Below are 26,538 nucleotides of genomic sequence, written 5' to 3'. Positions count from 1 at the left end.
TATTGAAGAGCCCATTTCTTGGAAAACACCATTTACTGAAAAACACTAGCGAATCGATTTATGCTTTTTCTGGGATCGCAGCAAGTAATGCAACCATTTGGTTCCAGAACAGCTCAACTGTGTCGATCTTCACTTTCTCATCAGGAGAGTGTGGGAACTTGATCGTTGGGCCGAAAGAAACCATATCCATGTTCGGGTAAGGTTCTTTGAACAGACCACACTCAAGGCCAGCATGGATAACCATGATGTTTGGCTTGTGACCGTAGATGCCTTCGTACATGTCGCGGAAGATATGCATGATCTCTGAATCTGCGTCTGGTTTCCAACCTGGGTAAGCACCAGAGAACGCGATGTTAGCGCCTGCTAGTTCAGCAACAGAGTGAAGCATACTTTCTACTTGGCTACGACCAGAGTCGATAAGAGAACGGATCAAGCAAAGTACTGTGATTGAATCTTCTTCTGTTGTGATAACACCTACGTTTAGAGACGTTTCAACAACACCTTCAATCTCGTCACTCATACGAATCACGCCGTTTGGACATGCGTTAAGTGCCGCGATAAAGCGAGCTTGGTCTGCTGACGCTAGTGCGCCCATTTCTACAGAAGCTTCTTCATTGAAAGTCACGATGCTGTCTTCTACTTTACCTAGCTCTGTTGAAAGCAGCTCAGTGTAGTAGTTGTATAGCGAAGCTAATTTCTCTTGGTTTGCAGCAGGAACCGCAACCGTTACGAAGCCCTCACGAGGGATCGCATTACGAAGGCTACCACCTTTGAATTCTACGATGCGAAGGTCTAGCTCTTTTGCGTGACCCGCTAGGAAGCGAGCAATCAGTTTGTTTGCGTTTGCACGACCGGTGTGGATGTCACAACCAGAGTGACCGCCTTTTAGGCCTTTTAGCGTTAGCTTGCGTGTTACGAAGTCAGCTGGAATCGCATTACGTGCAATTTCAAATGTCATTGCGCCGTCGATACCGCCCGCACAACCCATGTACACTTCGCCTTCTTGCTCTGAGTCAGTATTAAGAAGGATATCGCCTTCTAACCAACCCGCTTCAAGACCGAACGCGCCAGTCATGCCTGCTTCTTCATCTACAGTGAGTAGAACTTCGATAGGGCCATGTTGGATTTCGTTTAAAGCAAGAACGGCTAAGCAAGAAGCCATTCCCATGCCGTTATCAGCACCAAGCGTTGTGCCTTTTGCTGTAACCCATTCGCCATCGATGTATGGCTGGATTGGATCTTTTGTAAAGTCGTGATCAGTGTCTTCGTTCTTTTGTGGAACCATATCGATGTGAGCTTGTAGCACGACACCTTTTTTGTTTTCCATACCCGGCGTTGCTGGCTTTTTGATGAATACGTTGCCCGTTGGGTCGCGACGTACATCTAAGCCTTGCTCTGTTGCCCACGCAATAATGTATTGAGCAAGCTCCTCTTCATGTTTCGAAGGGTGCGGGATTGAACAAATTTTATCGAAAAACTGCCAAATAGGGGCAGGGGACAATTTACTGATCTCAGAATGGAATTCAGACACGGATGACTCCTTTTTTATTTGATAACCATATATTTAGGATTTATATAGGTAAAAACTTAGAATAAAAATCTAAAATATGGGTCTGTTTTGATGGCAACAGCATACCACTTGAGCGTTTTGACGAGTAGCGGTTATAAACCTCAAATACCTCAAATTTTGAAAGCGATCTTGTCCACCTGATCATAATTAAGAGACTTGATGCTTATAAATGGCGCAGGCAAACGTTTGTTTAATTCTATTCTGTAATTTAATTACAGAAATAAGTTTTCAAAATAACCACAAATGGCCAAAAGTGTGACGAATAGCAAAAAATACTTGTAATCTTTTTTCTTTAGGGTATATTAATAACCAACTTCTGAGATGAAGAGTAAATGCTCAAAGGATGAGTCCGTTTTATCGCCTCCAAGGAACCGAGAAATCAAATTCGTTTTTTATTGATTTATTAAGGTGATAGTTATGAAAGGTTTACCATCTGCAATGTTCTGGATTAACAGCTCTGTTTACACTAGCAACTTTGCATACCCTACAAGCTTTGGTTACTAATACCGTAAGCATGTAACTCGAACAGTTTTGTTCACCCCTATATATTGGAATTCTTTTACAGCCCTTTTGGTTGACAGATTCTACCGCCACTCAGTTTTGAGTGGCGTTTTTTTTGCCTGCTACTTTTCCAAACCGCTTTCGCTTGTCACTTTCTTTGCTGTTCTGAGTGGTTGTTTTTTAAACGCCAAAATATCAATTTGCGTCTTATTACTGATCCTGTTGAAAAATACACAACTCTTGTGGGTTTAAATTGAGAATATGATGGCTACATTCTCAATGGAAATAACCGACGGTTGAAAAAATAACCAAGTAATCACATCGCCTTTATTTCATTTAATCTATTGTTTTTAATGGTTATTATTCTTGTTATTCCTCATTTGTAATCGCTTTGTTTCATACGGCATTCTGATAAATATCGATTAGAGCCTTAATTCTATCTGGAATTTGTTATTTGATAACTTTATAATCCACAGCCAATCGTTTACGCAACCGTTTACTTTTTACCCTTATAGGATTCGATAATGTTCGAAAAGCTATTCAAACTCAGTGAAAATGGCACCAATGTGCGCACTGAAATCATCGCAGGTCTAACCACCTTCCTAACAATGGCTTACATCATTTTTGTAAACCCAATGATTCTAGCTGATGCTGGTATGGACCATGGCGCTGTATTTGTAGCAACCTGTTTAGCGGCTGCTATTGGCTGTTTCATCATGGGCTTTGTTGCTAACTACCCAATTGCTCAAGCACCAGGCATGGGCTTGAACGCATTCTTTACCTACGCTGTTGTAATGGGTATGGGTTATACGTGGCAAGTTGCTCTGGCAGCGGTTTTCGTATCAGGCGTGATCTTCATCTTCTTAAGTATCTTTAAGATTCGTGAATGGATTATTAACTCGATCCCTATGTCTCTGCGTGTTGGTATCTCTGCGGGTATCGGCCTTTTCCTTGCGTTTATCGCGCTTAGCAATGCAGGCATCGTTGTTTCTAACCCAGCGACTAAAGTTTCACTGGGCGATATCACTGCGATTGCGCCAATGTTAGGTGCGCTTGGTTTCTTCATTACTATTGCTCTTGTACACCGTGGTGTGAAAGGCGCAGTAATGATCGCGATTCTCGCTATCACAGCGATTGGTATTGCGATCGGTGACGTTCAATACGGCGGCATCATGTCGACACCACCAAGCCTTGCTCCTACATTCATGCAGCTTGATTTCTCTGCTGTATTTGAAATCGGTATGATTTCAGTTGTATTCGCATTCTTGTTCGTCGATTTGTTCGATACCGCGGGTACCTTGGTTGGTGTTGCAACGAAAGCAAACCTAATCAAAGAAGACGGTAAACTACCGCGCTTGAACAAAGCACTGCTTGCTGACTCTACAGCAACATCTATTGGTGCATTGCTAGGTACATCAAACACAACTTCTTATGTTGAGAGTGTTGCGGGTGTTGCTGAAGGCGGTCGTACCGGTCTAACTGCTGTTGTTGTTGGTATCTTATTCCTACTGGCTCTTTTCTTCTCGCCACTTGCAGGTATGATTCCGGCTTACGCAACATCAGGTGCACTTTTCTATGTAGCAATTCTGATGATGTCTGGCCTAGTTGGCATTGATTGGCGTGATCTTACGGAAGCCGCACCAGTCGTGGTAACATGTCTGCTTATGCCGCTGACGTACTCTATCGCTGAGGGTATCTCACTAGGTTTCATCGCTTACGCTGCAATTAAGCTGCTAAGTGGTAAAGGTCGCGACGTTTCACCTGCTGTGTGGGTAATGTCGGTTATCTTTATTCTTAAATACATTTTCGCTTAATCGTCTAGATTTCTGCTTAATCGCTGAAGAGGCTATGTAAGGCATAGCCTCTAATAACATGACAAAATTATTAGGTTTTATACTATGAGCAACAAATTCGTTATCACTTGGGACAACATGCAGACTTACTGCCGTCAACTTGCTGAAAAGCAAATGCCAGCAGAGCAGTGGAAAGGCATCTGGGCAGTAAGCCGTGGTGGTTTGGTTCCTGGTGCAATCTTGGCTCGCGAACTGGGTATTCGTCACGTAGATACGATTTGTATTTCTAGCTACGACCACGATCACCAACGTGATATGACAGTCGTTAAAGCACCTGAAGGTGACGGCGAAGGCTTCCTAATCGTTGAAGATCTTGTTGATAGTGGTGATACTGCACGCAAGCTTCGCGAAATGTACCCTAAAGCGAAATTGATCGCTGTATGTGCTAAGCCATCTGGTGCTGATTTACTAGACGAGTACATCGTGGATATCGCTCAAGACACATGGATTGAGCAACCTTGGGATACTAGCCTAAGCTTCGTTGAGCCGGTAAATCGCAAGTCAAAATAAGTGTAAACTTAGTTTTTTGAGAAATGACCCTTTATAGGGTCATTTTTTTTTATATGATTAGTAACAACCATTTCTTATTAAGTATCCCAATGTCTGAATCAGAAGAAACGAGCTCGAACCTTTCGGAAACCTTGTTTGTAAAGCACAAGCAGGCCAAAGAGACCTCAATGCTTACTCGCTACATGCCAAGTTCTGAAGAACTGCTGGATAAAAAGCGTGAAGAGCAGAACTCATCTTGGTATCGAAACCTAAGACGTCTTCAGTGGGTATGGCAAGGCGTTAACCCGATAGAGCAAGAAGCGGTATTGGCACGCATCGCGTCATCCGATAATTCTCGTACCACTGATGAGTGGTTAGATACCGTGATGGGCTACCGCAGCGGTAACTGGGCATACGAGTGGACCAAGCTGGGCATGCAGCACCAAAATCGCTCGAATGAAAAGAGCGGCGAAGAGATGGCTGAAGAGTTGTTTTCAGCATCGTTGTGTTTCAGCATTGCGGGCTACCCACATCTAAAGAACGATAACCTTGCTGCTCAGGCACAGGTATTAGCGAATGCGGCGTATTCTGAAGCGATCAAACACACTAAATTGATCGTCAAACAAATCGAAGTGCCGTATCAAAACAAAAAGATTAAGGCGAACTTACATCTAACCAAAACAGACAAACCACAACCTGTCGTGATCGTGAGTGCAGGTTTAGATAGCCTGCAAACTGACATGTGGCGTTTGTTTAGAGATTACCTAGCACCGAAAAATATTGCGATGCTAACGATTGATATGCCGTCGATAGGGCACAGTTCGCATTGGCCACTAACCGAAGACTCTTCTTGCCTGCACCAAGCCGTGTTGAATGAACTGCCTAACATTCCATGGGTGGACCATCATAAAGTCGGTCTGTTTGGGTTCAGATTCGGTGGTAACGCGATGGTGAGGTTGTCCTTCCTTGAGCAACATAAACTCAAAGCCTGTATCTCTTTAGGGGCTCCGATCCACGATATCTTTGTTCATGCCGACAAACTAAAGCAGATGCCTAAGATGCACTTGGATGTATTGGCTTCGCGTCTTGGTAAAGGGGCGGTGGATATCAATAGCCTTTCTGGGCAACTGATGGCTTGGTCATTGAAGGTGCAAGGCTTGTTGGCTAACAGTAAAACCAGTGTTCCTATTTTGGCATTGGCTTTGGAAGGTGACCCTGTTTCACCGCATCTGGATAATCAACTGGTTGCTATTTACAGTGATTACGGCAAAGCGAAGAAAATCAAAACCAAATCAATTACACAGGGGTATGAGCAATCCCTCGAATTAGCGATAAAGTGGCTTGAGGATGAATTATTTAGATGACATTTCTCCGAAATTAGTTAAGCATGAAAAGTGTACAAAGTAAGTACCTGATACTCAGAGAAAATTTATAAAATCCAACTGCGTGCTTTCTACGTATTGCAGTCTGAGTAACGTCATTCTTAACATTGAAATGGAGATTCAATATGTCAGAAGTGACACAACAACCTACGCATTATCGCTTATTAAACGTTTTAAAGGCTATTGGGCCTTACTTGAGGGAGCCGCAATCAGAAGATGGTCACTACATTTTTGATTGCTTGTCTGTGTGTGTGAACGATAAAAAGTCACCAGAAGAGCGTGAGTTCTGGGGCTGGTGGTTAGAGTTGGATAAGTCGGAAGAAGGATTCTCGGCGAAGTACAACACGGGTAAATACAACATTGATGGTAACTGGGATCCTTTGCCATTACCTAAAAAGGCGGTCGCTGAGGTGTCTCGAACTCAAGAAGCCTTTCACCAAAAGCTGGTTGACGAACTTCAAAAGAAATTTGAAATCGGCGTTCAGTTAGACGAAGAGTCTGTCGAATTCGTCTGATTTTGAAGGTTACTCTTCTCTATAAAGCAAAAAGGTGCGATTTCGCACCTTTTCTGCTTGTGAATTCCCCTGTTGATTGCTAAAACATCACCTCTTATTTGTTTTATTCATAAAAGACTTCATGACAACAAATCATCAAAGCGGGACAACAACACAGCGTAAAACTGTCGTTGTTAAACTGGGTACCAGTGTCTTAACTGGTGGAACATTGGCATTAGACCGCGCTCACATGGTTGAGCTGGTTCGTCAATGTGCTGAATTAAAAAAACAAGGCCACTCTGTGGTTATGGTTTCGTCTGGCGCAATTGCGGCCGGACGTGAGCACCTTGGTTACCCCGCACTTCCCAACTCAATGGCGAGCAAACAATTGCTTGCGGCAGTTGGGCAAAGTCAGTTGATTCAAGTTTGGGAGTCTTTGTTTGCTATCTATGGCCTTAAAATTGGCCAGATGCTACTGACTCGTGCTGATCTCGATGATCGCGAGCGTTTTCTTAATGCACGTGACACGATCAACGCGCTCGTTGAGCACGATATTATTCCGGTAGTAAACGAAAACGACGCAGTAGCCACTAATGAAATTAAAGTGGGCGACAACGATAACTTGTCGGCACTGGTTGGTATTTTATGTGGCGCTGATAAGCTTTTGTTACTCACTGACCAAAAAGGCCTGTTTACCGCAGACCCTCGTAAAGACCCAAATGCTGAGCTCATCAAAGAAGTGAAAACTATTGATGACACACTGCGTAAGATCGCTGGCGGAAGTGGTACTACGTTAGGTACTGGCGGCATGGCGACAAAACTGCAGGCAGCTGATATTGCTCGTCGTGCGGGTATTGAAGTGATTATTGCTGCGGGCAGTGCTGAAAATGTGGTGTTTGATTCATTGAGTGACAACCCACAAGGCACACGTTTCTTGCCTTTAGCTGAAGCGCTTGAAAACCGTAAACGTTGGATTCTAGCGGGCCCAGCTTCTGCTGGTGACATCGTAGTCGACGATGGAGCGGTGAATGCCGTTAACACTAAAGGCAGTAGCTTGTTGGCGAAAGGGGTTGTTCGAGTTAAAGGCGAATTCTCTCGTGGTGAAGTCACCCAAGTCACAGACAGTAAAGGCAAAGTAATTGCGCGTGGTATCGCCAGTTACTCAAGCCAAGACCTAGCAAAAATTGCAGGCAAGCACAGTAAAGATATTGGCGACATTCTTGGATACGATTATGGGTCAGAAGTCATTCACCGTGACGACCTGGTTGTAATCCAAGAGTAGCTTGTGATGATAAGGCGAATCGCCTTTTTACATCCAAAGACAGACAGAATTTAGGGAGAGTTAAACGTGGATTTAACTAACATGGGTATTGCAGCAAAAGACGCTGCTTTCCACCTAGCGACCGCATCTACGGCGCAAAAGAATAAAGCATTGGCGATTATCGCTGATGAGCTAGAAGCAAACGCAGCAACGATTTTAGAAGCGAACGCGAAAGATATCGAATTAGGTCGCGAAGCGGGTTTAACCGACGCACTGCTTGATCGTCTACTTCTTAATGAAGAGCGCTTAATCGGCATCGCTAATGATGTGCGTAACGTGATTAGCCTGAATGACCCAATAGGCAGCGAAATGGACAGTAAGGTACTGGAAAACGGTATGTCACTCTCTCGCCGCCGTGTGCCACTTGGTGTGGTTGGTGTTATCTATGAAGCGCGTCCGAACGTAACTATCGATATTGCAGCTCTGTGTTTGAAGACAGGTAACGCAAGTATTCTACGTGGTGGTAAAGAGACGTTCTTCTCGAACATGGAACTGGTTAAAGTTATCCAGTCTGCATTAGAGAAAGCTGAGCTTCCTGCCGCTTCAGTTCAGTACATTGAAAAACCTGATCGTGAACTCGTATCTCAACTGCTTAAACTGGATGACTACGTGGATATGATTATTCCTCGTGGCGGTGCTGGCCTGCACAAGATGTGTAAAGAGAACAGTACTATTCCAGTTATCATCGGTGGTTTCGGTATCAGCCATATCTTTGTTGATGAGAGCGCTGATCTTGAGAAGTCTGTTGATGTGGTTGAAAACTCGAAAGTTCAACGTCCATCTGCATGTAACTCATTGGATACGCTGCTAGTGCATGAAGCGGTTGCTGAGGCTTTCCTTGCTAAGCTGACACAGCGTTTAGCAGGTAAGGTAACCTTGGTTGCTGACGCCAGTGCAAAATCACTGATAGCAGGTTTTGAAGACCAACGTGATGCAGTTGAAGGTGACTTTGACACTGAGTGGCTAAGCTACACGCTAGGCGTAAAAGTGGTAGTGGATGTGGCAGAAGCGATTGACCACATGCGTGTACACAACGCGAGTCACTCAGATGCGATCATGACCAACAGCCTAGAGAGCTCAGAGCGCTTTATTAACTCTGTCGGTTCTGCGGCGGTTTATGTGAATGCATCAACACGTTTTACTGATGGCGCACAGTTTGGTTTAGGCGCTGAAGTCGCAGTATCAACCCAGAAGCTGCACGCTCGCGGCCCAATGGGCTTAGAAGAACTGACAAGCTACAAATGGGTAGGTAAAGCGAACTATTTAGTTCGCGGTTAACGCTGGTCGTTAATTTTACTCCTCAGCTCATTTTTGAAATGGCGATCGAGTAGCAATAATCAATGAATCACCACACAAAAGGGCCTTAATTGGCCCTTTTTCTTTCCTAACGTTTGGCAATTCCGTTACACTGATATTCAATTATTTGGAGGTGATATGCATTGTCCTTTTTGTTCAGAGAACGACACTAAAGTAATCGATTCAAGACTGGTAGCCGATGGCCATCAGGTTCGTCGTCGCCGTCAATGCCTTGCATGTAGTGAACGTTTTACGACTTTCGAATCGGCAGAACTTGTGATGCCGAAAGTCATAAAGTCGAATGGAAACCGCGAACCATTTAATGAAGATAAAATGGTGGGTGGTGTACAGCGCGCCCTAGAAAAACGCCCAGTGAGTGCTGATGCGATTGAACTTGCGATCAGTACGATTAAGTCACAACTCCGTGCAACTGGTGAGCGTGAAGTACCAAGCGAGATGATTGGTAATCTTGTGATGGGCCAATTGAAAGAATTGGATAAAGTGGCGTACATTCGTTTTGCCTCTGTTTACCGCAGCTTTGAAGACATCCGAGAGTTTGGCGAAGAAATCGCTAAATTAGAGGATTAACTCTTCAATCATGTCAAACTTTACTCCCCTAGATTTTAAAATGATGTCGCGTGCTATTCAGTTAGCAAAACGCGGCATTTACACCACTGCGCCAAACCCGAATGTGGGTTGTGTCATCGTGCAAACCGACGGTCAGATCGTTGGTGAAGGTTTTCACGCCAAAGCCGGTGAACCTCATGCTGAAGTACATGCCATGCGAATGGCTGGCGATAAGGCAAAAGGTGCGACTGCTTATGTCACGCTAGAGCCTTGCTCGCACTATGGTCGAACGCCACCTTGTGCTGAAGGTTTGATTCAGGCTCAAGTAGCCAAAGTGATTTGTGCCATGCAGGACCCAAACCCAAAAGTTGCAGGTCGTGGTATCAAAATGCTACGCGATGCGGGTATTGAGGTTGAAATCGGTTTATTAGAGCAAGATGCTCTCGACTTGAACCCTGCATTTATCAAGCGTATGCAAACGGGCATGCCATTCGTTCAGTTAAAGATGGCCGCTAGCCTTGATGGGCAAACGGCATTGGAAAATGGTCAAAGCCAGTGGATCACATCGCCAGAAGCGCGTCGTGATGTTCAGAACTACCGAGCAAAATCAGGCGCTGTGCTATCAACTAGCCAGACGGTGATTGAAGACAACGCGTCGTTGAATGTTCGTTGGGCAGAGTTGCCAAGCAGTATCAAAGGTCATTACGCTGAAGACGAGCTGCGTCAGCCGATTCGCGTGATTCTTGATCGTCAAAATCAACTGCGTCCTGAGCTCAAGTTATTCCAAACTCCAACATCGGTATTGAGAGTCGCTGAAGCGTCTGCTGATATTGAAGTCGGAACCACAGAGGTAGGTCAGCTCGATTTGCACGATCTGATGCGTCAATTGCCAGCGAACCATATTGATCATATTTGGGTCGAAGCGGGCGCGACATTGGCCAAGAGCTTGATTGAAGCACGGCTAGTGGATGAGCTAATCCTCTATTTAGCGCCTAAACTTATGGGCAGTGACGGACGAGGTTTGATGGGCGCATTAGGGCTCACTTCAATGTCTGATGTGATTGACCTAGAAATCAAAGATGTTCGACAGGTTGGTGTGGATATTCGCATTGTCGCGAAGCCTATTATTGCGAAATCAATTGCGGCTAACCAATAGTCGCGAAATAAATCGTGACGAAACCACAGTAGAAATAGTTACTCCAACTGCATACGTGTTGTTGACAACAAAAAGAGTTTTAAAATGTTTACAGGAATTGTAGAAGCCGTAGGTACATTGAGTGCAATCACTCCCCGCGGAGAAGACATCACCGTAACGGTTAATGTTGGTAATCTTGATATGGCTGACGTTAAGTTAGGCGACAGTATCGCGACCAATGGTGTGTGTTTGACGGTCGTTGAGTATAACGATCACAGCTACAGTGCAGACCTTTCGCTTGAGACCCTGAAAAAAACGGGTTTTGTGGATTACCAAGCCGGCGACAAGGTCAACCTAGAGAAAGCAATGTTACCGACCACGCGTTTCGGTGGTCATATCGTATCGGGTCACGTTGATGGCGTGGGTGAGATTGTTGAGCGTAACCAAGTCGGTCGTGCGATTGAGTTCTGGGTAGAAATGCCTGCAGAGATCTCAAAGTACGTAGCTCAAAAAGGTTCAGTCACTGTTGATGGTATTAGCCTGACTGTGAATGATTTACGCAAGAATGCCTTTAAGTTGACTATCGTTCCTCACACCTCTTCAGAAACCACCATTGATCAATTCAATGTTGGTCGTAAAGTGAATCTAGAAGTCGATGTATTAGCGCGTTATATGGAGCGTCTACTGCAAGGCCAGCAGCAAGAGTCTGAGCCTGAATCTCGATTAACGATGGAATTCTTACAGCAGAATGGTTTTGCCTAATCGTTGGTACAAAGTGTGTTAAGCGAGACTTTGTAAAGCGAAGCAATATCATCAGGTTTAAATAGTGTCGGTTCTAGGAAGCAGAACCATTTCAAAGGATATAGAACAATGCCAATTAGTACTCCTCAAGAAATTATTGAAGACATTCGCCTAGGAAAAATGGTTATCCTGATGGATGATGAAGATCGCGAGAATGAAGGCGATCTGATCATGGCAGCAGAACATGTGACGCCAGAAGCGATTAACTTCATGGCGATGTATGGCCGTGGCTTAATCTGCCTAACGTTGACCAAAGAGCGTTCAAATCGCATGGGTCTAGCGCCTATGGTTCAAGACAACAACGCTCAGTACACGACAAACTTTACGGTTTCAATTGAAGCTGCTGAGGGCGTAACAACGGGTATTTCTGCGTCAGACCGCGCTGTTACCGTTCAAGCGGCTGTGGCAAAAGATGCGAAAGCGGCTGACTTAGTTCAACCTGGTCATATCTTCCCACTGACAGCTCAAGAAGGTGGTGTTCTAACACGCGCAGGCCACACTGAAGCAGGTTGTGATTTAGCTCGTCTAGCAGGTTGTGAGCCAGCATCTGTTATCGTTGAGATCCTAAATGACGACGGCACCATGGCACGTCGCCCTGATCTTGAAGTCTTCGCTGAAAAACACGATATCAAATTAGGCACCATTGCTGACTTGATTGAATACCGCAACAACACAGAAACGACGATTGAACGCGTAGCACAATGTCATTTGCCAACAGAGTTTGGTGACTTTGAGCTTGTGACTTACCGTGACACGATTGATAACCAGATCCACTACGCGATGCAAAAAGGCGACTTGTCTGTAGGCGCTCCTCTAGTGCGTGTTCACCTGCATGACACGTTTACCGATTTACTTCACTCAGACCGTGGTACAGAGCGTAGCTGGTCACTAGATAAAGCGATGAAGCGCATTGGCGATGAAGGCGGTGTGTTGGTTATTCTTGGCAACGAAGAGTCGTCTGATTCTTTGATTCACAAAGTGAAGACATTCGAAGCGCAAGACAAGAACGAGCAGCCAACCATGGCGAAGAAGCAAGGTACCTCGCGTCGTGTCGGTGTCGGTTCTCAGATTCTTCAAGACCTAGGCGTACACGATATGCGTCTGCTTTCTTCAAGCACTAAGCGTTACCACGCATTGGGTGGTTTTGGTCTTAACGTTGTTGAGTATGTTTGCGAGTAAGTCGATATATCTCTGTTTATAGCAACATAATTTACCGATGATTCCAGTGGCTCTTTTGGTGATTCGTTTTGCCAAAAGAGCAAAGTAGTTGAGCCCGATTCAAAACGTGTTAAATACACGAGCTTGACTACTGGTTGCTCCTATATGGTTGAGAGCCGTGCTGCGTTATCATCTTTACATCTCCGGTGTCTGTTCTTCTAAATTAGCATTAGATATTGCTCACAGTTTTGTGCTAGAATCCGGCGATTCTCACTTGATGAAAATAGTTAAAGGAAGGCTTATGAAAGTGATCGAGGGTGGCTTCCCAGCGCCAAATGCAAAAATTGCTATCGTTATTGCTCGTTTCAACAGTTTTATTAACGAAAGTTTACTTTCTGGTGCAATCGATACTTTAAAGCGTCATGGACAAGTAAGCGAAGACAACATCACTGTTGTTCGTTGCCCTGGTGCAGTAGAACTTCCACTTGTAGCGCAACGCGTTGCAAAAACAGGTAAGTTCGATGCGATTGTATCTCTTGGTACAGTAATCCGTGGCGGTACACCTCACTTTGACTATGTTTGTAGTGAATGTAATAAAGGTTTGGCACAAGTGTCTCTGGAATTTTCTCTTCCAGTAGCGTTTGGTGTTCTTACTGTTGATACGATCGATCAAGCTATTGAACGCGCAGGAACCAAGGCTGGTAATAAGGGTGCAGAAGCCGCACTTAGCGCACTTGAGATGATCAACGTTCTTTCTGAAATCGATTCCTAATGGGGGCCAGTGTGAAACCAGCCGCACGTCGTAACGCACGTCAATTTGCTCTACAAGCAATTTATTCTTGGCAAATTACTAAAGAAAATATTGCTACCGTTGAAGAACAGTTCTTATCTGGTGGTAAGTATGATGAAGAAGAGCATCATGCCGCAGAACCTGCTCTAGCTATGCCAGAAACAGACGTTGCATACTTCCGCGACTTACTAACTGGTGTTGCTCTTAGCCACATGGAACTTGATAGCAAGCTTCGTCCATTCGTATCTCGCCCTATGCAAGATCTGGATTTGATGGAACTAGCGCTTCTACGTTTAGCTATGTACGAGATGACTCGTCGCGAAGATGTACCATACAAAGTGGTTATCAACGAAGCTATCGAGCTTGCAAAAGTATTTGCAGCAGAAGACAGCCATAAGTTTGTTAACGGTGTGCTTGATAAAGCTGCACCACACGTTCGTAAGAAATAAGACGTTCGTATATTGAATCTAAAGGTCAGCTTTTATGCTGGCCTTTTTTGTAACTAAATTTCTGTAATCTCCATGATTACGTTGATTTGTATGAAGACTAAAGATAGGGCATGTGATGTCTGGCGAATTTAACCTGATTGAAAAATATTTTGTAAATCGACAACCACAACGTAAAGACGTACATCTGGCTGCTGGCGATGACTGTGCTTTGGTCAAAGCGCCGGGCAATGTTGAGATAGCGATTAGCACGGATACTTTAGTCGCGGGCACGCACTTTTTAGCAGAGGCAAACCCAGCTTGGGTAGCACACAAAGCCTTGGCTTCCAACATCAGTGATCTTGCTGCTATGGGCGCGACACCTGCCTGGGTTTCGTTTGCGTTAACCATGCCTGAAGTCGATGAAGAATGGCTTGCTCCCTTCTGTGACTCCTTCTTCAAGCTTGCTGACTACTTTGGTATTCAGTTAATTGGCGGTGATACAACCAAGGGGCCATTAAGTCTGACATTGACTGTACAAGGTTTTGTGCCAGAAGGTCGAGCACTGCGTAGAGATGGCGCTAAAGTGGGCGACTGGATTTACGTCACGGGTAACCTAGGTGATAGCAAAGCCGGCCTAGAAGTATTGCTTGATCCTGAACAGAACAAAGTCAAACCTTACGCTCTCGAGCTTGAAGAAAGGCACTATCTGAGCGTTCCTCGAGTATTGGCTGGTCAAGCGCTCGTGAACCTTGCTTCGTCTGCTATTGATATCTCTGACGGTGTTATTGCTGATTTAAAACATATCCTTAAGCGTTCTCAGGTTGGTGCGAGCATTGATGTGAGTACGCTGCCAATTTCTCCAGAACTACGCCAGTTCGCATCTGATATTGCTTCGGCTCAACAGTATGCGTTGACCAGTGGTGAAGAGTACGAACTGTGTTTTACTGTGCCGGAAGAGAATAAAGGTTCATTGGAAAGTGCTTTGTCACACACTGGAACAAAAGTCACCTGCATTGGCCAGATAAGACCTGTAGAATATTTTGAATTACACAATAATGGTGAACCACTGAGTTGGAACTTAACTGGTTACGATCACTTTAAGGTTAATTGATGACAAACCCACTTTCTCTTATTTCTCTTAAAAACCCTTGGCACTTATTGGCAACGGGTTTTGGTAGTGGCTTATCGCCGATTATTCCCGGCACCATGGGCACGCTTGCGTCGATCCCATTTTATCTATTGCTGGTTCAGTTACCTTTCCCTATTTATGTCATTCTTGTGGTTGTGAGCTGCATTATTGGTATCAAAATATGCCAAGTGACGTCTGATGACATGGGCGTGCACGATCACGGCTCTATTGTATGGGATGAGTTTGCGGGCTTTTGGATCACCATGGGCCTAGTGCCGTTGTTGGGTATTCCTGTTAATGATTGGAAATGGCTATTCGCCGGCTTTGTTCTGTTTCGTTTTTTCGATATGGTAAAGCCTTGGCCAATTGGTTGGTTAGACAAGCGAGTTCACGGCGGCTTAGGTATCATGATTGATGATATCGTGGCGGGTATTATGGCGGCGATTTCGCTGTATGCAGTGGCTCATTTTTCAGGTTGGCTCGTTTAAGAATCAATATCTAAAGAACGAACAATAATACATAAAAACAAGGATTTACAATGTCTAAGAAGGTTTACTGTGTTGCTCAATTTCAGCCTAAAGAAGGCAAATTGAACGAGTTGTTTGAAGTTCTTAAATCACTAGAGCCAAACACAATGCGTGAAGACGGTTGTATCCAATATACAGTGACTCGTCACATTCAGAGCCCATTTGCAGAGGGTGAGAGTTTCCCTATTGCATTCAATGAGATCTGGGCGGACAACGAAGCATTCGAAGCACACTGTCAACGTCGTGAGATTCAACAGTTCTTCCAAGAGCAGTGTGTTGAAGAGACAGGCTTGGTTGAGAACTTCAACGTTGCTATCTACTCTGACGAACCAGAGAACTATGACGCGCCAGTGCTTAAGCCTTGTTGCTAAGCAGGCTTAATTGCTAATAACTAACAGCTAAACAACGAATAGTTTATCAGTTAGCAGATACTAAAAAGGTTGACCCTAGGGCCAACCTTTTTTGTTTTGTCGCTTATGCTGTTTGCTTGTGAAAGCTATTTGGCAAGGTAGTCGGAGATAGACTTCTCAATACCTTTCGCATCTAAGCCAAGCTCTTCATGCAGCTCACCTTGAGTACCTTGAGCAATGAACTTGTCTGGTAGGCCAAGGTTCAATACCGGCATTAGCAGCTTCTCTTGCATCAAGAATTCAATCACACCCGCCCCCGCACCACCTGCAATCGCGTTTTCTTCGATAGTCACTAGTACATCGTGGTCAGCAGCAAGTTGCTTGATCAGGGCTTCATCTAGCGGTTTCACAAAACGCATGTCTGCAACTGTCGCATCGATAGCGTCTGCGGTTTGAAGTGCACTTTCAAGGAAAGTACCAAAGCTCAGAATAGCGACTTTCGAGCCATCTTTTACTTTTGCACTTTCGCGAACGATACGGCCTTTACCAATCTCTAGCGCAGTAAACTCACTTTGAATCTCTGTACCCATGCCATTACCACGAGGGTAACGAACGGCACTTGGGCCTGTGTGCTGGTGGCCAGTGTATAGCATTTGGCGACATTCGTTTTCGTCGCTTGGTGCCATGATCACCATGTTTGGAATGCAGCGCATAAAGCTTAAGTCGAACGCACCTTGGTGTGTTTGACCATCGGCACCGACAAGACCTGCACGGTCAATAGCGAACATAACCGGTAGGTCCATGATTGCCACATCGTGGATCAGTTGATCGTAGCCACGTTGTAGGAAAGTCGAGTAGATAGCCACAATTGGCTTATCACCGGCAATCGCCATACCAGTTGCTAGCGTCACAGCGTGTTGCTCAGCAATTGCTACATCAAAGTACTGTTCTGGATACTCTTTCGAGAAACGCACCATACCAGAACCTTCACGCATTGCTGGCGTTATCGCCATTAGCTTAGGATCTTGAGCGGCCATATCACACAGGAAGTCGCCAAAAATCTTAGAGAAAGTTGGTTTAGAGCTGGTGCTCTTAGGCAGACTTGAATGTGCAGGATCGAATTTAGGTACGCCATGGTAGCCAATTGGATCTTTCTCAGCTGGCTCGTAGCCTTTACCTTTCTTCGTCATGATATGCAGGAACTGAGGACCTTTAAGATCTCTCATGTTCTTCAGCGTTTTAATCAGCTCATTGACATCATGACCATCAACTGGACCAATGTAGTTAAAACCTAACTCTTCAAACATGGTGCCAGGGACAACCATGCCTTTTAAATGTTCTTCTGTACGACGAACGAGCTCTTTAATCGGCGGAACGCCTGATAGCACTTTCTTGCCACCCTCACGAATTGACGTGTAAAGACTGCCAGAAAGAACTTGAGCGAGGTGATTGTTTAGAGCACCGACGTTTTCAGAGATCGACATCTCGTTATCGTTAAGGATAACCAGCATGTCATTGTGAATATCGCCCGCGTGGTTCATGGCTTCGAAGGCCATACCTGCGGTAATCGCGCCATCACCAATCACACTCACGACTTTACGGTTCTTACCTTCTTTCTTCGCACTGATCGCCATACCAAGTCCGGCGCTGATCGATGTTGAAGAGTGACCAACAGATAGAGTGTCGTATTCGCTCTCTTGACGCCATGGGAATGGGTGCAGTCCATCTTTTTGACGGATAGTCGACAAGCGGTCGCGACGACCCGTAAGAATCTTGTGTGGATAGGCTTGGTGGCCAACATCCCAAACCAATTGGTCAAAAGGCGTGTTGTACACATAGTGCAGAGCAACGGTTAGCTCTACTGTACCTAAGCCTGACGCTAAGTGACCACTTGACTGGCTCACCGAGTTAAGAAGATAGGTACGTAATTCATCACAAAGCTGTGTAAGCGTCTCTTTTGGAAGTAGACGCAAATCCTCTGGCTTATCAGCCAAAGCAAGAGTTGGGTACTTTGATATATCAAGAGTCATAGGTAATGCGCGCTTATTGTCTTAGTTCTTGCGCTCGATGACGTATCGGGCGAACTCTTCGAGTGACTGGGTATTGTATGGGATTGCAGCCAAAGCTTGAAGCGCTTCCTGTAGCAGAGTTTGCGCTTTTTCTTGAGCGCCCTCTAAACCTAACAAAGAAGGGTAGGTGCTTTTGTTCAAATCTTGGTCAGAGCCCTGTGGTTTACCCAAAGTTTCGGTATCGCTAATGATATCTAAAATATCATCCTGAACTTGGAAGGCTAACCCGATTGCATCGGCGTACTTATCTAATTGAGGCATCACTTCAAACGCTTTTTCGCCAGCAGCCAGAGCACCTAAACGAATCGCACTCTTCATTAGAGCGCCAGTCTTGTTACGGTGAACTTCTTCTAACTCTTCTAGCGTGACAGAGCGGTTTTCAGCTTCAATATCAAGAGCTTGTCCAATGCACATACCTTGTGCACCAGACGCTTCAGCTAGGCGTTGAATCATTCGAACGCGATTGCTTTCCCCGTCAGCACTTAATGTGCCTTCCGCAAGTATAGTAAACGCGAGAGTTTGTAGGGCATCGCCAGTTAAAATTGCCGTTGCTTCATCGTATTTGATGTGACAAGTCTGATGGCCACGACGAAGTTCATCGTCATCCATTGCTGGAAGGTCGTCGTGAATCAGAGAATAGGCATGAATACATTCGATTGCAGAAGCTGGAGTATCGAGTTCTTCAGCGGTACAGCCGAGCATTTCCCCTGTAATGTAGACAAGAAATGGACGTGCGCGTTTGCCGCCTAAAAGTAACCCATAACGCATCGCGTTGATAAGGTTCTGATTTTGGTGTGGCAGGCGATCAAGCCAAAGGTTCAGCTGCTCGTTATTACGTGCTTGATAAGACAATAAAGTCTCGATCATAGGGGATCTCATACAATTCGTTATTCTGGTTGTGGGTTAAAGTCACTAAGTTCTGCATTTTCATCATTTTGCAGTAAGATGCTAACACGCTGTTCAGCATCGTTTAGTTTACTTTGACCAGCACGAGCGAGGGAGATGCCTCGTTCGAACTTTTTCAGCGCATCATCTAAAGCTAGATCACCATTTTCTAGTTGATCAACCAAGCCATCAAGCTCTTCGATAGCCGCTTCAAAGCTCATATTTTCAGGTTTCTTAGTAGCCATAATAAATCTGCGTTTGGAAATATGAACGAACGTTACCCTAGGCCGCTGAGATGGTCAAATGTAACCAAGAAATTTTGCTAGAAAGTTCGTTTTTAAGGGGCTTGAACTCACTTTGGTTGAATAACCTTAGCTTTATCGAGTTTATGCGCTAAGGATAAGAGCAAAGTAAGCCAATAATTGTGATTCAAAAACGAAAAGTGTGATATTTAGGCCGAGAATTTACTAAAAGATCTTATAGTCTGGCCGATAAAAAGATTATCGTCGACGTAGAGCTACAAAAAAGCATGAGGAGTGCTCAGTGGATTTAGCAACCCTAATAGGTTTGATTGGTGGATTTGCCTTTGTAATCATGGCAATGATCCTAGGTGGAAGCCTCGGGATGTTCTATGACACGACATCCATTTTGATCGTGGTGGGTGGTTCAACGTTTGTTGTTCTAATGAAGTTCACCATGGGACAATTCTTTGGAGCCACCAAAATCGCTGGCAAAGCATTTATGTTTAAGGCCGATGAGCCTGAAGATCTTATCGCTAAAGTGGTAGAGATGGCGGATGCAGCACGTAAAGGTGGCTTCTTGGCACTTGAAGAGATGGAAATCAGCAACAGTTTCATGCAAAAGGGCATCGACCTATTGGTAGATGGCCATGATGGTGATGTGGTGCGTGCTGCACTGCAAAAAGACATCGCATTAACCACAGAGCGTCATGAGCAGGGCGCGAAGGTGTTCTCTGCATTTGGTGATGTAGCACCCGCGATGGGTATGATTGGTACCTTGGTTGGCTTGGTTGCCATGCTTTCTAACATGGATGATCCAAAAGCGATCGGCCCTGCGATGGCGGTAGCACTTTTAACGACCCTGTACGGTGCAATTCTTTCGAACATGGTGTTCTTTCCAATTGCGGACAAGCTTGCGCTGCGTCGTGACCAAGAGACACTCAACCGTCGTTTGGTTATGGATGGTGTATTAGCGATTCAAGATGGCCAGAACCCACGAGTTATCGATGGTTACCTCAAGAGCTACCTCAATGAAGGTAAGCGCACGATTGATGGTGAACCCGCGTAAGAGGATTTGAAGATGGATGAAGAAAATCCATGCAAATGTCCTCCTCCGGGGTTACCTCAATGGATGGGGACATTTGCTGACTTGATGTCACTGCTGATGTGTTTCTTCGTATTGCTGCTCTCATTCTCTGAGATGGACGTACTGAAGTTCAAACAGATCGCTGGCTCGATGAAATTTGCGTTTGGTGTACAAAACCGCTTGGAAGTGAAAGATATTCCTAAAGGGACTAGCATCATTGCACAAGAGTTTCGCCCTGGTCGCCCAGAGCCGACTCCTATCGATGTGATCATGCAGCAGACCATTGATATTACACAGCAAACGCTTGAGTTTCATGAAGGTGAATCTGAGCGTGCTGGCGGCACAATGCGTGACCAAGGCAAGATGACGGGAGGCAAGTCGCCAGAGGTTTCAACTCACGACAATCAAAACTCTGAGTCAGACCAACAGCAACAGCAAGCCGAAGCTCAATCGCAAGAGATGGAAACCTTGATGGAAAGTATCAAGAAAGCGTTGGAGCGAGAGATCGACCAAGGCGCGATTGAGGTGGAAAACCTTGGCCAGCAGATCGTCATTCGAATTCGTGAGAAAGGCGCGTTCCCGTCGGGTTCTGCTTTCCTACAACCTAAGTTTCGACCATTGGTTAGACAGGTGGCTGAATTGGTAAAAGATGTACCAGGCATTGTTCGTATTTCTGGCCACACCGATAATCAGAGACTTGATTCAGAGCTCTATCGTTCTAATTGGGACTTATCATCGCAGCGTGCGGTGTCTGTGGCTCAAGAGATGGAAAAGGTACGTGGCTTCTCTCATCAACGCTTGAGAGTGCGCGGTATGGCCGACACTGAGCCAGTAGAGCCGAACGATACTGAATGGCAGCGTAGCCTCAACCGCCGTGTTGAAATCAGCATTATGCAGGGTGAGCCGCTTTACAGTGATGAAGTACCTGTTATTGGTCAGTAGTAGGCAGAGAGACAGCGATTAGTCTTCAGGTACACATACGTTAGATATACAGACGTTAGTTCGATACACATACATTAGTCAGCAGATAGCATCGAAAGCCCAACCTTATGATGAGGTTGGGCTTTTTGTTTTGTGGTCTTCAATGATGCTCTCAGCGGTATTTATCTCGTTTTGAAACCTGCTACTTTTAATAACAGGCGGTTTAATTATCGGGTTAAAGCAACCACTCTTTTCCTTGCTTCACTTTCTCATGTATAATTCGCGCCCTTAGATTTAATATTGATCTATTATTGCTTCAATAACTATGTGAAATGACCTTTTACGTGGTGATGAACCTACTAAAATTTGTGAACCTTATTGGCGTGAAAGTACTATGAAATTTATTGTTAAGCCTCATCCGGAAATTTTTATTAAAAGTGAATCGGTGCGTAAGCGCTTCACAAAGATTCTAGAACGTAATATTCGTACTATTCTTCAGCGTCGTACTGAGTCTGTGGCTGTCTTCAACCGCCGTGACTACATCGAAGTGACGTCTGAGAGCGACAAGTACTTTAAAGAAACACTCGAAGTATTGACGCAAACTCCGGGTATTCATCACTCCCTTGAGGTTCAGCAATCAGAATTTAAAGACCTGCACAATATTTACGAGCAAGTTTTTGAACGAAGCGGTGCTCTTATTGAAGGCAAGACTTTCTCTGTGCGAGCCAAGCGTCGTGGTAAACATGACTTTACTTCTATTGAGCTAGAACGCTACGTAGGTGGTGGTTTAAACCAAGCGGTTGAATCAGCAAAAGTAAAACTGAAAAATCCAGATATTACCGTTAAAGTTGAAGTCGAGAACGAAAAGCTAAACCAAGTTATTGAACGTCATAAAGGCCTAGGCGGATTCCCTCTAGGTACTCAAGAAGATCTGCTTAGCTTGATCTCTGGCGGTTTCGATTCTGGCGTTTCAAGCTACTTGCACATCAAACGTGGCTCTAAAGTGCATTACTGCTTCTTTAACCTAGGTGGCCCTGCGCACGAAATTGGTGTTAAGCAAGTTTCTCACTATCTATGGGATAAATACGGCTCATCGGCAAAGGTGAAGTTCATCTCTATCGATTTTGAACCGGTAGTCGCAGAGATTCTTGAGAACGTTGAAGATGGCCAAATGGGCGTGGTTCTTAAGCGTATGTTCATGCGTGCTGGTGGTATGGTTGCAGAGCGTTTCGGTATCGAAGCCCTAGTAACGGGTGAAGCACTTGGTCAGGTTTCTAGCCAAACGCTAACTAACCTTCGCCACATTGACAACGTGACCGATACTTTGATCCTTCGTCCGCTTATTAACTGGGACAAAGAAGACATCATCGACCTGTCTCGTAAGATTGGCACCGAAGACTTCGCGAAAGTAATGCCTGAGTACTGTGGTGTTATTTCTAAGAAGCCAACAGTGAAAGCGAAGAAAGGCAAATTAGAAGCAGAAGAAGCTAAGTTTAACTTTGAAGTGCTGGAGCAAGTGATCGAGAACGCTCGAGTTATGGATATCCGTGACATCGAGAAAGAGAGCCAAGAGCAAGCGCCGGAAGTTGAACAAGTTCAAGCTGTTGCTGAGCACGCTATCGTTCTTGATATCCGTAGCCCAGACGAAGAAGACGAAAGCCCACTAGAGATCGATGGTGTTGAAATTAAACATATCCCATTCTTCAAGCTTTCGACTCAGTTTGGCGACTTAGACCAAGCAAAAGAGTACTTGCTGTACTGTGACCGTGGTGTAATGAGCCGTCTACAGGCGCTTTATCTAAAAGAGCAAGGCTTCCATAACGTGAAGGTTTACCGCCCATAGTGGTATAGAGTAGCCGAATATTTTGCAAAGCCGTTTACTGAAAAGTAAGCGGCTTTTTTATTTTCTATTGTGAATGTTTTACAGTAGGCAGTAAGAGGCGTGAGTTTGTCGAGTTATCATCATGCTCTGTCTTGAGATTCTGAGATTGAAATGATGGGGTTTGATTTGGCTTGTAGGTGACCGAAGAAGTGTGAGTATCTGAGGAACTCTGTTATTTTTTAGTGTGATTCAATGGTTCTATTTGTATGTGTTCAGTTGATTATTTGAGTGGGTGTCTGATTCTGTGATTAACGATGAAAAATAACAAAGATTAATTAGCACAGCTATTGATAAACTTGTTGTTATTTTTCTTTGCACATAAAAAAACACCGCCCATAAGGCGGTGTAAACAAATTTGACAGACAGGTCAAAATAAATACAGGAAGTACATGTCTCGTTTCAGTATAGAACTGCAACAAAACATTTGGTAGAACTCTACCCAACTCGAAAAGAACGAGTTTGCAAACACAACATCGCAGGAGCTAAACCAATTGATTCTAGAGAGAATCAAGCCGTTCAGGCTAGCTGCTGCGGGATGAAATATAGAATTTCTCTGGCCGCTAGGCAATGGACAAATTATAATGTTTCAGATAAAAAAAACTAATGCTTATTTAGAGAGTACCTATGTCTCGTCGATTACCCCCATTAAACTCGCTAAGAGTGTTTGAAGCCGCTGCTCGACACTTGAGTTTTACGCGCGCTGCAGAAGAGTTGTTTGTTACTCAAGCTGCAGTGAGTCATCAGATTAAAGCGCTTGAAGAATTCTTGTCTTTGAAGCTGTTTCGTCGAAGAAATCGCTCTTTGCTGCTGACTGAAGAAGGTCAGAGCTACTTCTTAGACATCAAAGATATTTTTACATCACTGGCTGAAGCGACGGATAAAGTGCTTGAGCGAAGTGAGAAGGGCGCATTGACCATCAGCTTACCGCCAAGCTTTGCCATTCAATGGTTAGTGCCAAGGCTTGCAGACTTTAATCAGCAAGAACCTGATATCGACGTACGAATTAAAGCCGTTGATATGGATGAAGGCTCGCTGACCGATGACGTAGACGTAGCTATTTATTATGGTCGAGGTAATTGGTCGGGGCTTAGAGCCGATAAGCTTTATCAAGAATACTTGATCCCTCTTTGCTCACCTTCAGTGTTGCTTGGTACCAAACCATTAGAATCTCTAAGCGATTTGGCATGTCATACGCTATTACATGATACTTCTCGAAAGGATTGGAAGCAGTTCGCTAAGCAAAATGGCATCGATGGGGTAAACGTCAATCACGGTCCTATCTTTAGTCACTCAACCATGGTGTTGCAGGCGGCAGCTCACGGCCAAGGCATAGCACTGGGTAACAACGTGTTGGCGCAACCTGAAATCGAAGCGGGTCGTTTGATTGCGCCTTTTGACGAAGTGTTGGTGAGCAAGAATGCCTTCTATGTGGTTTGTCACGAGAAACAAGCCGATATGGGCCGTATCGCCACCTTCCGCGATTGGATGCTGGCGAAAGCGCAAAGTGAACAAGAGGATTTACTCGATGAATAACGTCATCATTGACGGTGAAGACAATCCAATCACCTTTGTCTTTGCACATGGTGCTGGCGCAGGTATGGATCATGAATTCATGCAGTCGGTGGCAAAAGGGTTAGCCTTTAAAGGGATACGAGTGATTCGTTTTAATTTCCCTTACATGATTAAACGTGCTGAAGATGGCAAGCGCCGTCCACCTGACAGAGCCCCTAAGCTGCTTGAAGCTTACCAAGACATCATTGAGCAGTGCGATGCCGATAAGCTTGTGATTGGCGGTAAATCGATGGGAGGGCGCATGGCGAGCCATTTGTCTGAAGTTGATAAGGTGGGAGCTATGGCCTGTTTAGGCTTTCCTTTCCACCCTCCAGGTAAGCCAGAGAAGTACAAAGGTGAGCACTTAGCTGAGTTACAAAAGCCATGTCTTATTTTGCAGGGTGAGCGCGATACCTTTGGTAAGCGTGAAGAGTTTGCTGATTTCGACCTGTCGGATTCTATTCGTGTTGAATTTATCCCAGACGGTGATCACAGCTTTAAGCCTCGTAAGAGCTCTGGTTACACAGAGCAGCAGAATATTGCCTTAACCGTTGAGAAGCTGTCGGCGTTTATCAAAGGGGTACTCGATGAGAAGTAAGTATTTACTCACGTTTGCAGGTATCTCTGGCGCGATTGCTGTGATGCTTGGTGCCTTCGCGGCTCACGGGTTGAAAGCTATTTTACCTGAGTATCTGCTAGGCGTGTTTGAGACGGGTGTTCAGTATCAGTTTATCCATACTTTGGCGATATTGGCGTGTGGCGCTCTGCTGCACATGAAACTTGGCGCTAAATCACAAAAATATTTTTTCATTGCGGCAATTTGCTTTATCATCGGCATCCTTTGTTTTAGTGGCAGCCTTTATGGCTTGGCACTGACAGGAATAAAATGGTTTGGCCCTATCACTCCGTTTGGTGGTCTACTATTTATCATTGGTTGGGGAGTCTTCTCCTTCGCTGCTTTGAATATAAAAGAGGTAACTCAGTGAAACACGTACTACTTTATTGTCGCTCTGGTTTTGAAAAAGAATGTGCTGGCGAAATTCAAGACAAGGCAACACAACTGGAAGTGTTTGGTTTTCCTCGCTTAAAGAACAATACAGGCTTTGTATTGTTTGAATGTTATCAAGCAGGCGAAGCCGATAAATTGGTTAAAGAGATCGACTTCCAATCGCTGATCTTTGCTCGTCAAATGATCGCGGTAGCAGCTGAAATCAAAGATCTTCCGACTGATGATCGTATCTCTCCAATTCTTGAGGCGCTTTCTGAGAAAGAAGGTTTCCCACGTTGTGGCGATATCCGTATTGAAACGCCAGACACCAATGAAGCGAAAGAGCTTTTGAAGTTCTGCCGTAAGTTTACCGTGCCAATGCGTCAAGCTATGCGTGGTAAAGGTCTGATGACAGCGAAAGACAATGTTAAGAAGCCTGTGCTTCACCTATGTTTGATCGCTCCGGGTCATTGCTTGGTCGGTTACTCATACCCAACCAACAACTCGCAGTTCTTCATGGGTATTCCTCGTTTGAAGTTCCCATCAGATGCACCAAGTCGCTCGACATTGAAGCTAGAAGAAGCATTCCACGTATTCATCCCTCGTGATGAGTGGGACGAACGTCTGGCTCCGGGTATGTGGGGCGTAGATTTAGGCGCGTGTCCAGGTGGTTGGACTTACCAATTGGTTAAGCGCTCGATGTTCGTTCACTGTGTTGATAACGGCATGATGGCAGACAGCCTAATGGAAACGGGTCAAATTAAGCACCACATGGTGGATGGCTTTAAATTCGAACCTGATCGTAAGAACGTAACTTGGATTATCTGTGACATGGTTGAGAAGCCTGCTCGTGTTGCTCACTTAATGGGTGAGTGGATCATCAAAGGCTGGGCGAAAGAAGCACTGTTCAACCTTAAACTGCCAATGAAAGGCCGTTACGATGAAGTACTGCAGGATATCGAGAACCTGAAACAGTTCCTGATTGATAACAAAGTTAAATTCAAGATGCAGGCGAAGCACCTTTACCACGATCGCGAAGAGATCACGGTTCATATTCAGTCGCTTTCGAATATCTCGCCGTACTAATACGCGGTTAATGAACATACAAAACGCTCCTCATAAGGA

General features: G+C 44.9%; 26 protein-coding genes. 22 read left to right on the top strand and 4 right to left on the bottom strand.

The features are described 5' to 3' along the window. Positions 1–58 precede the first annotated feature (58 nt). Complete coding sequence (locus OCU90_RS13725; protein WP_061022394.1) at positions 59–1,531, bottom strand: aminoacyl-histidine dipeptidase; 1,473 nt, start codon at positions 1,529–1,531, stop codon at positions 59–61. A 1,064-nt stretch (positions 1,532–2,595) separates the two neighbouring features. Between OCU90_RS13725 and OCU90_RS13720 the strand changes: the two genes are divergently transcribed. The 15 genes from OCU90_RS13720 to OCU90_RS13650 all read left to right on the top strand — a co-directional run bounded on the left by OCU90_RS13720 (position 2,596) and on the right by OCU90_RS13650 (position 15,812). Continuing rightward, positions 2,596–3,885 (top strand): NCS2 family permease, encoded by a 1,290-nt coding sequence (locus OCU90_RS13720; protein ID WP_017080057.1) that lies wholly within the window; start codon positions 2,596–2,598, stop codon positions 3,883–3,885. Between the two features lie 84 nt (positions 3,886–3,969). Continuing rightward, positions 3,970–4,434: a xanthine phosphoribosyltransferase gene (gene gpt / locus OCU90_RS13715; protein ID WP_017084190.1), complete on the top strand. Its 465-nt coding sequence runs from the start codon at positions 3,970–3,972 to the stop codon at positions 4,432–4,434. Positions 4,435–4,523: 89 nt separating this feature from the next. After that, positions 4,524–5,777, top strand: coding sequence for an esterase FrsA (frsA, locus tag OCU90_RS13710; protein WP_029222300.1), 1,254 nt, complete (start codon positions 4,524–4,526; stop codon positions 5,775–5,777). Between the two features lie 143 nt (positions 5,778–5,920). Next, positions 5,921–6,310: a sigma factor-binding protein Crl gene (gene crl / locus OCU90_RS13705; RefSeq protein ID WP_004734391.1), complete on the top strand. Its 390-nt coding sequence runs from the start codon at positions 5,921–5,923 to the stop codon at positions 6,308–6,310. Between the two features lie 76 nt (positions 6,311–6,386). Continuing rightward, positions 6,387–7,571: a glutamate 5-kinase gene (gene proB, locus OCU90_RS13700; protein WP_017084187.1), complete on the top strand. Its 1,185-nt coding sequence runs from the start codon at positions 6,387–6,389 to the stop codon at positions 7,569–7,571. Between the two features lie 66 nt (positions 7,572–7,637). Continuing rightward, a complete protein-coding gene (locus OCU90_RS13695) occupies positions 7,638–8,888 on the top strand; it encodes a glutamate-5-semialdehyde dehydrogenase (RefSeq protein ID WP_061022392.1) in 1,251 nt (416 codons plus the stop codon). 156 nt (positions 8,889–9,044) lie between these two features. Further along, positions 9,045–9,494 carry a transcriptional regulator NrdR gene (gene nrdR, locus OCU90_RS13690; RefSeq protein ID WP_004734394.1) on the top strand — a complete coding sequence of 150 codons (450 nt, stop codon included), beginning with the start codon at positions 9,045–9,047 and terminating at the stop codon, positions 9,492–9,494. Between the two features lie 40 nt (positions 9,495–9,534). Continuing rightward, positions 9,535–10,629 carry a bifunctional diaminohydroxyphosphoribosylaminopyrimidine deaminase/5-amino-6-(5-phosphoribosylamino)uracil reductase RibD gene (gene ribD, locus OCU90_RS13685; protein WP_061022389.1) on the top strand — a complete coding sequence of 365 codons (1,095 nt, stop codon included), beginning with the start codon at positions 9,535–9,537 and terminating at the stop codon, positions 10,627–10,629. A gap of 84 nt (positions 10,630–10,713) precedes the next feature. Next, positions 10,714–11,370: a riboflavin synthase gene (locus tag OCU90_RS13680; protein WP_004734396.1), complete on the top strand. Its 657-nt coding sequence runs from the start codon at positions 10,714–10,716 to the stop codon at positions 11,368–11,370. Between the two features lie 108 nt (positions 11,371–11,478). Then, positions 11,479–12,588 carry a bifunctional 3,4-dihydroxy-2-butanone-4-phosphate synthase/GTP cyclohydrolase II gene (ribBA, locus tag OCU90_RS13675; RefSeq protein ID WP_004734397.1) on the top strand — a complete coding sequence of 370 codons (1,110 nt, stop codon included), beginning with the start codon at positions 11,479–11,481 and terminating at the stop codon, positions 12,586–12,588. A gap of 280 nt (positions 12,589–12,868) precedes the next feature. Beyond that, on the top strand, positions 12,869–13,339 hold the full coding sequence (ribH, locus tag OCU90_RS13670) for a 6,7-dimethyl-8-ribityllumazine synthase (protein WP_004734398.1): 471 nt from the start codon (positions 12,869–12,871) through the stop codon (positions 13,337–13,339). Further along, on the top strand, positions 13,339–13,806 hold the full coding sequence (gene nusB, locus OCU90_RS13665; protein WP_004734399.1) for a transcription antitermination factor NusB: 468 nt from the start codon (positions 13,339–13,341) through the stop codon (positions 13,804–13,806). Before ribH ends, nusB begins: the two co-directional genes overlap by 1 nt. Positions 13,807–13,921: 115 nt before the next feature. Beyond that, complete coding sequence (gene thiL, locus OCU90_RS13660) at positions 13,922–14,896, top strand: thiamine-phosphate kinase (protein ID WP_061022387.1); 975 nt, start codon at positions 13,922–13,924, stop codon at positions 14,894–14,896. Further along, a complete protein-coding gene (pgpA, locus tag OCU90_RS13655; protein WP_029222743.1) occupies positions 14,896–15,402 on the top strand; it encodes a phosphatidylglycerophosphatase A in 507 nt (168 codons plus the stop codon). Before thiL ends, pgpA begins: the two co-directional genes overlap by 1 nt. Before the next feature lie 50 nt (positions 15,403–15,452). After that, the gene (locus tag OCU90_RS13650) at positions 15,453–15,812 is read left to right on the top strand and encodes a putative quinol monooxygenase (protein ID WP_004734402.1); all 360 of its coding nucleotides are present in this window, start codon (positions 15,453–15,455) and stop codon (positions 15,810–15,812) included. Between the two features lie 125 nt (positions 15,813–15,937). On the opposite strand, the gene dxs is transcribed toward OCU90_RS13650, so the two are convergent. The 3 genes from dxs to xseB are packed head-to-tail and all read right to left on the bottom strand — an operon-like array spanning position 15,938 to position 18,990. Then, complete coding sequence (gene dxs, locus OCU90_RS13645) at positions 15,938–17,821, bottom strand: 1-deoxy-D-xylulose-5-phosphate synthase (RefSeq protein WP_017095520.1); 1,884 nt, start codon at positions 17,819–17,821, stop codon at positions 15,938–15,940. A 21-nt stretch (positions 17,822–17,842) separates the two neighbouring features. After that, positions 17,843–18,727, bottom strand: coding sequence for a (2E,6E)-farnesyl diphosphate synthase (gene ispA / locus OCU90_RS13640; RefSeq protein WP_004734404.1), 885 nt, complete (start codon positions 18,725–18,727; stop codon positions 17,843–17,845). A 20-nt stretch (positions 18,728–18,747) separates the two neighbouring features. After that, positions 18,748–18,990 (bottom strand): exodeoxyribonuclease VII small subunit, encoded by a 243-nt coding sequence (gene xseB, locus OCU90_RS13635; RefSeq protein ID WP_004734405.1) that lies wholly within the window; start codon positions 18,988–18,990, stop codon positions 18,748–18,750. Between the two features lie 298 nt (positions 18,991–19,288). Here xseB and pomA point away from each other — a divergent pair, with 298 nt between their 5' ends. The 7 genes from pomA (at position 19,289) to rlmM (ending at position 26,499) form a co-directional block, all read left to right on the top strand. Next, positions 19,289–20,053, top strand: a complete 765-nt coding sequence (gene pomA, locus OCU90_RS13630) for a flagellar motor protein PomA (protein WP_004734406.1) — start codon at positions 19,289–19,291, stop codon at positions 20,051–20,053. A gap of 12 nt (positions 20,054–20,065) precedes the next feature. Next, positions 20,066–21,013, top strand: a complete 948-nt coding sequence (locus tag OCU90_RS13625; protein WP_004734407.1) for a flagellar motor protein MotB — start codon at positions 20,066–20,068, stop codon at positions 21,011–21,013. A 373-nt stretch (positions 21,014–21,386) separates the two neighbouring features. After that, positions 21,387–22,835 carry a tRNA uracil 4-sulfurtransferase ThiI gene (gene thiI, locus OCU90_RS13620; protein ID WP_061022385.1) on the top strand — a complete coding sequence of 483 codons (1,449 nt, stop codon included), beginning with the start codon at positions 21,387–21,389 and terminating at the stop codon, positions 22,833–22,835. Between the two features lie 663 nt (positions 22,836–23,498). Next, complete coding sequence (locus tag OCU90_RS13615; RefSeq protein ID WP_017080068.1) at positions 23,499–24,407, top strand: transcriptional regulator GcvA; 909 nt, start codon at positions 23,499–23,501, stop codon at positions 24,405–24,407. Beyond that, on the top strand, positions 24,400–25,023 hold the full coding sequence (locus OCU90_RS13610) for an alpha/beta fold hydrolase (protein ID WP_061022383.1): 624 nt from the start codon (positions 24,400–24,402) through the stop codon (positions 25,021–25,023). The genes OCU90_RS13615 and OCU90_RS13610 overlap by 8 nt, the downstream gene beginning before the upstream one ends. Further along, positions 25,013–25,411 (top strand): DUF423 domain-containing protein, encoded by a 399-nt coding sequence (locus tag OCU90_RS13605; RefSeq protein ID WP_029406321.1) that lies wholly within the window; start codon positions 25,013–25,015, stop codon positions 25,409–25,411. The genes OCU90_RS13610 and OCU90_RS13605 overlap by 11 nt, the downstream gene beginning before the upstream one ends. Continuing rightward, a complete protein-coding gene (gene rlmM / locus OCU90_RS13600; protein WP_061022382.1) occupies positions 25,408–26,499 on the top strand; it encodes a 23S rRNA (cytidine(2498)-2'-O)-methyltransferase RlmM in 1,092 nt (363 codons plus the stop codon). Before OCU90_RS13605 ends, rlmM begins: the two co-directional genes overlap by 4 nt. Positions 26,500–26,538: the final 39 nt, after the last annotated feature.

This window comes from Vibrio splendidus, from assembly GCF_024347615.1.
Classification (GTDB): Bacteria; Pseudomonadota; Gammaproteobacteria; order Enterobacterales; family Vibrionaceae; genus Vibrio; species Vibrio splendidus.
This window is presented reverse-complemented; position numbering and strand designations above follow the sequence as displayed.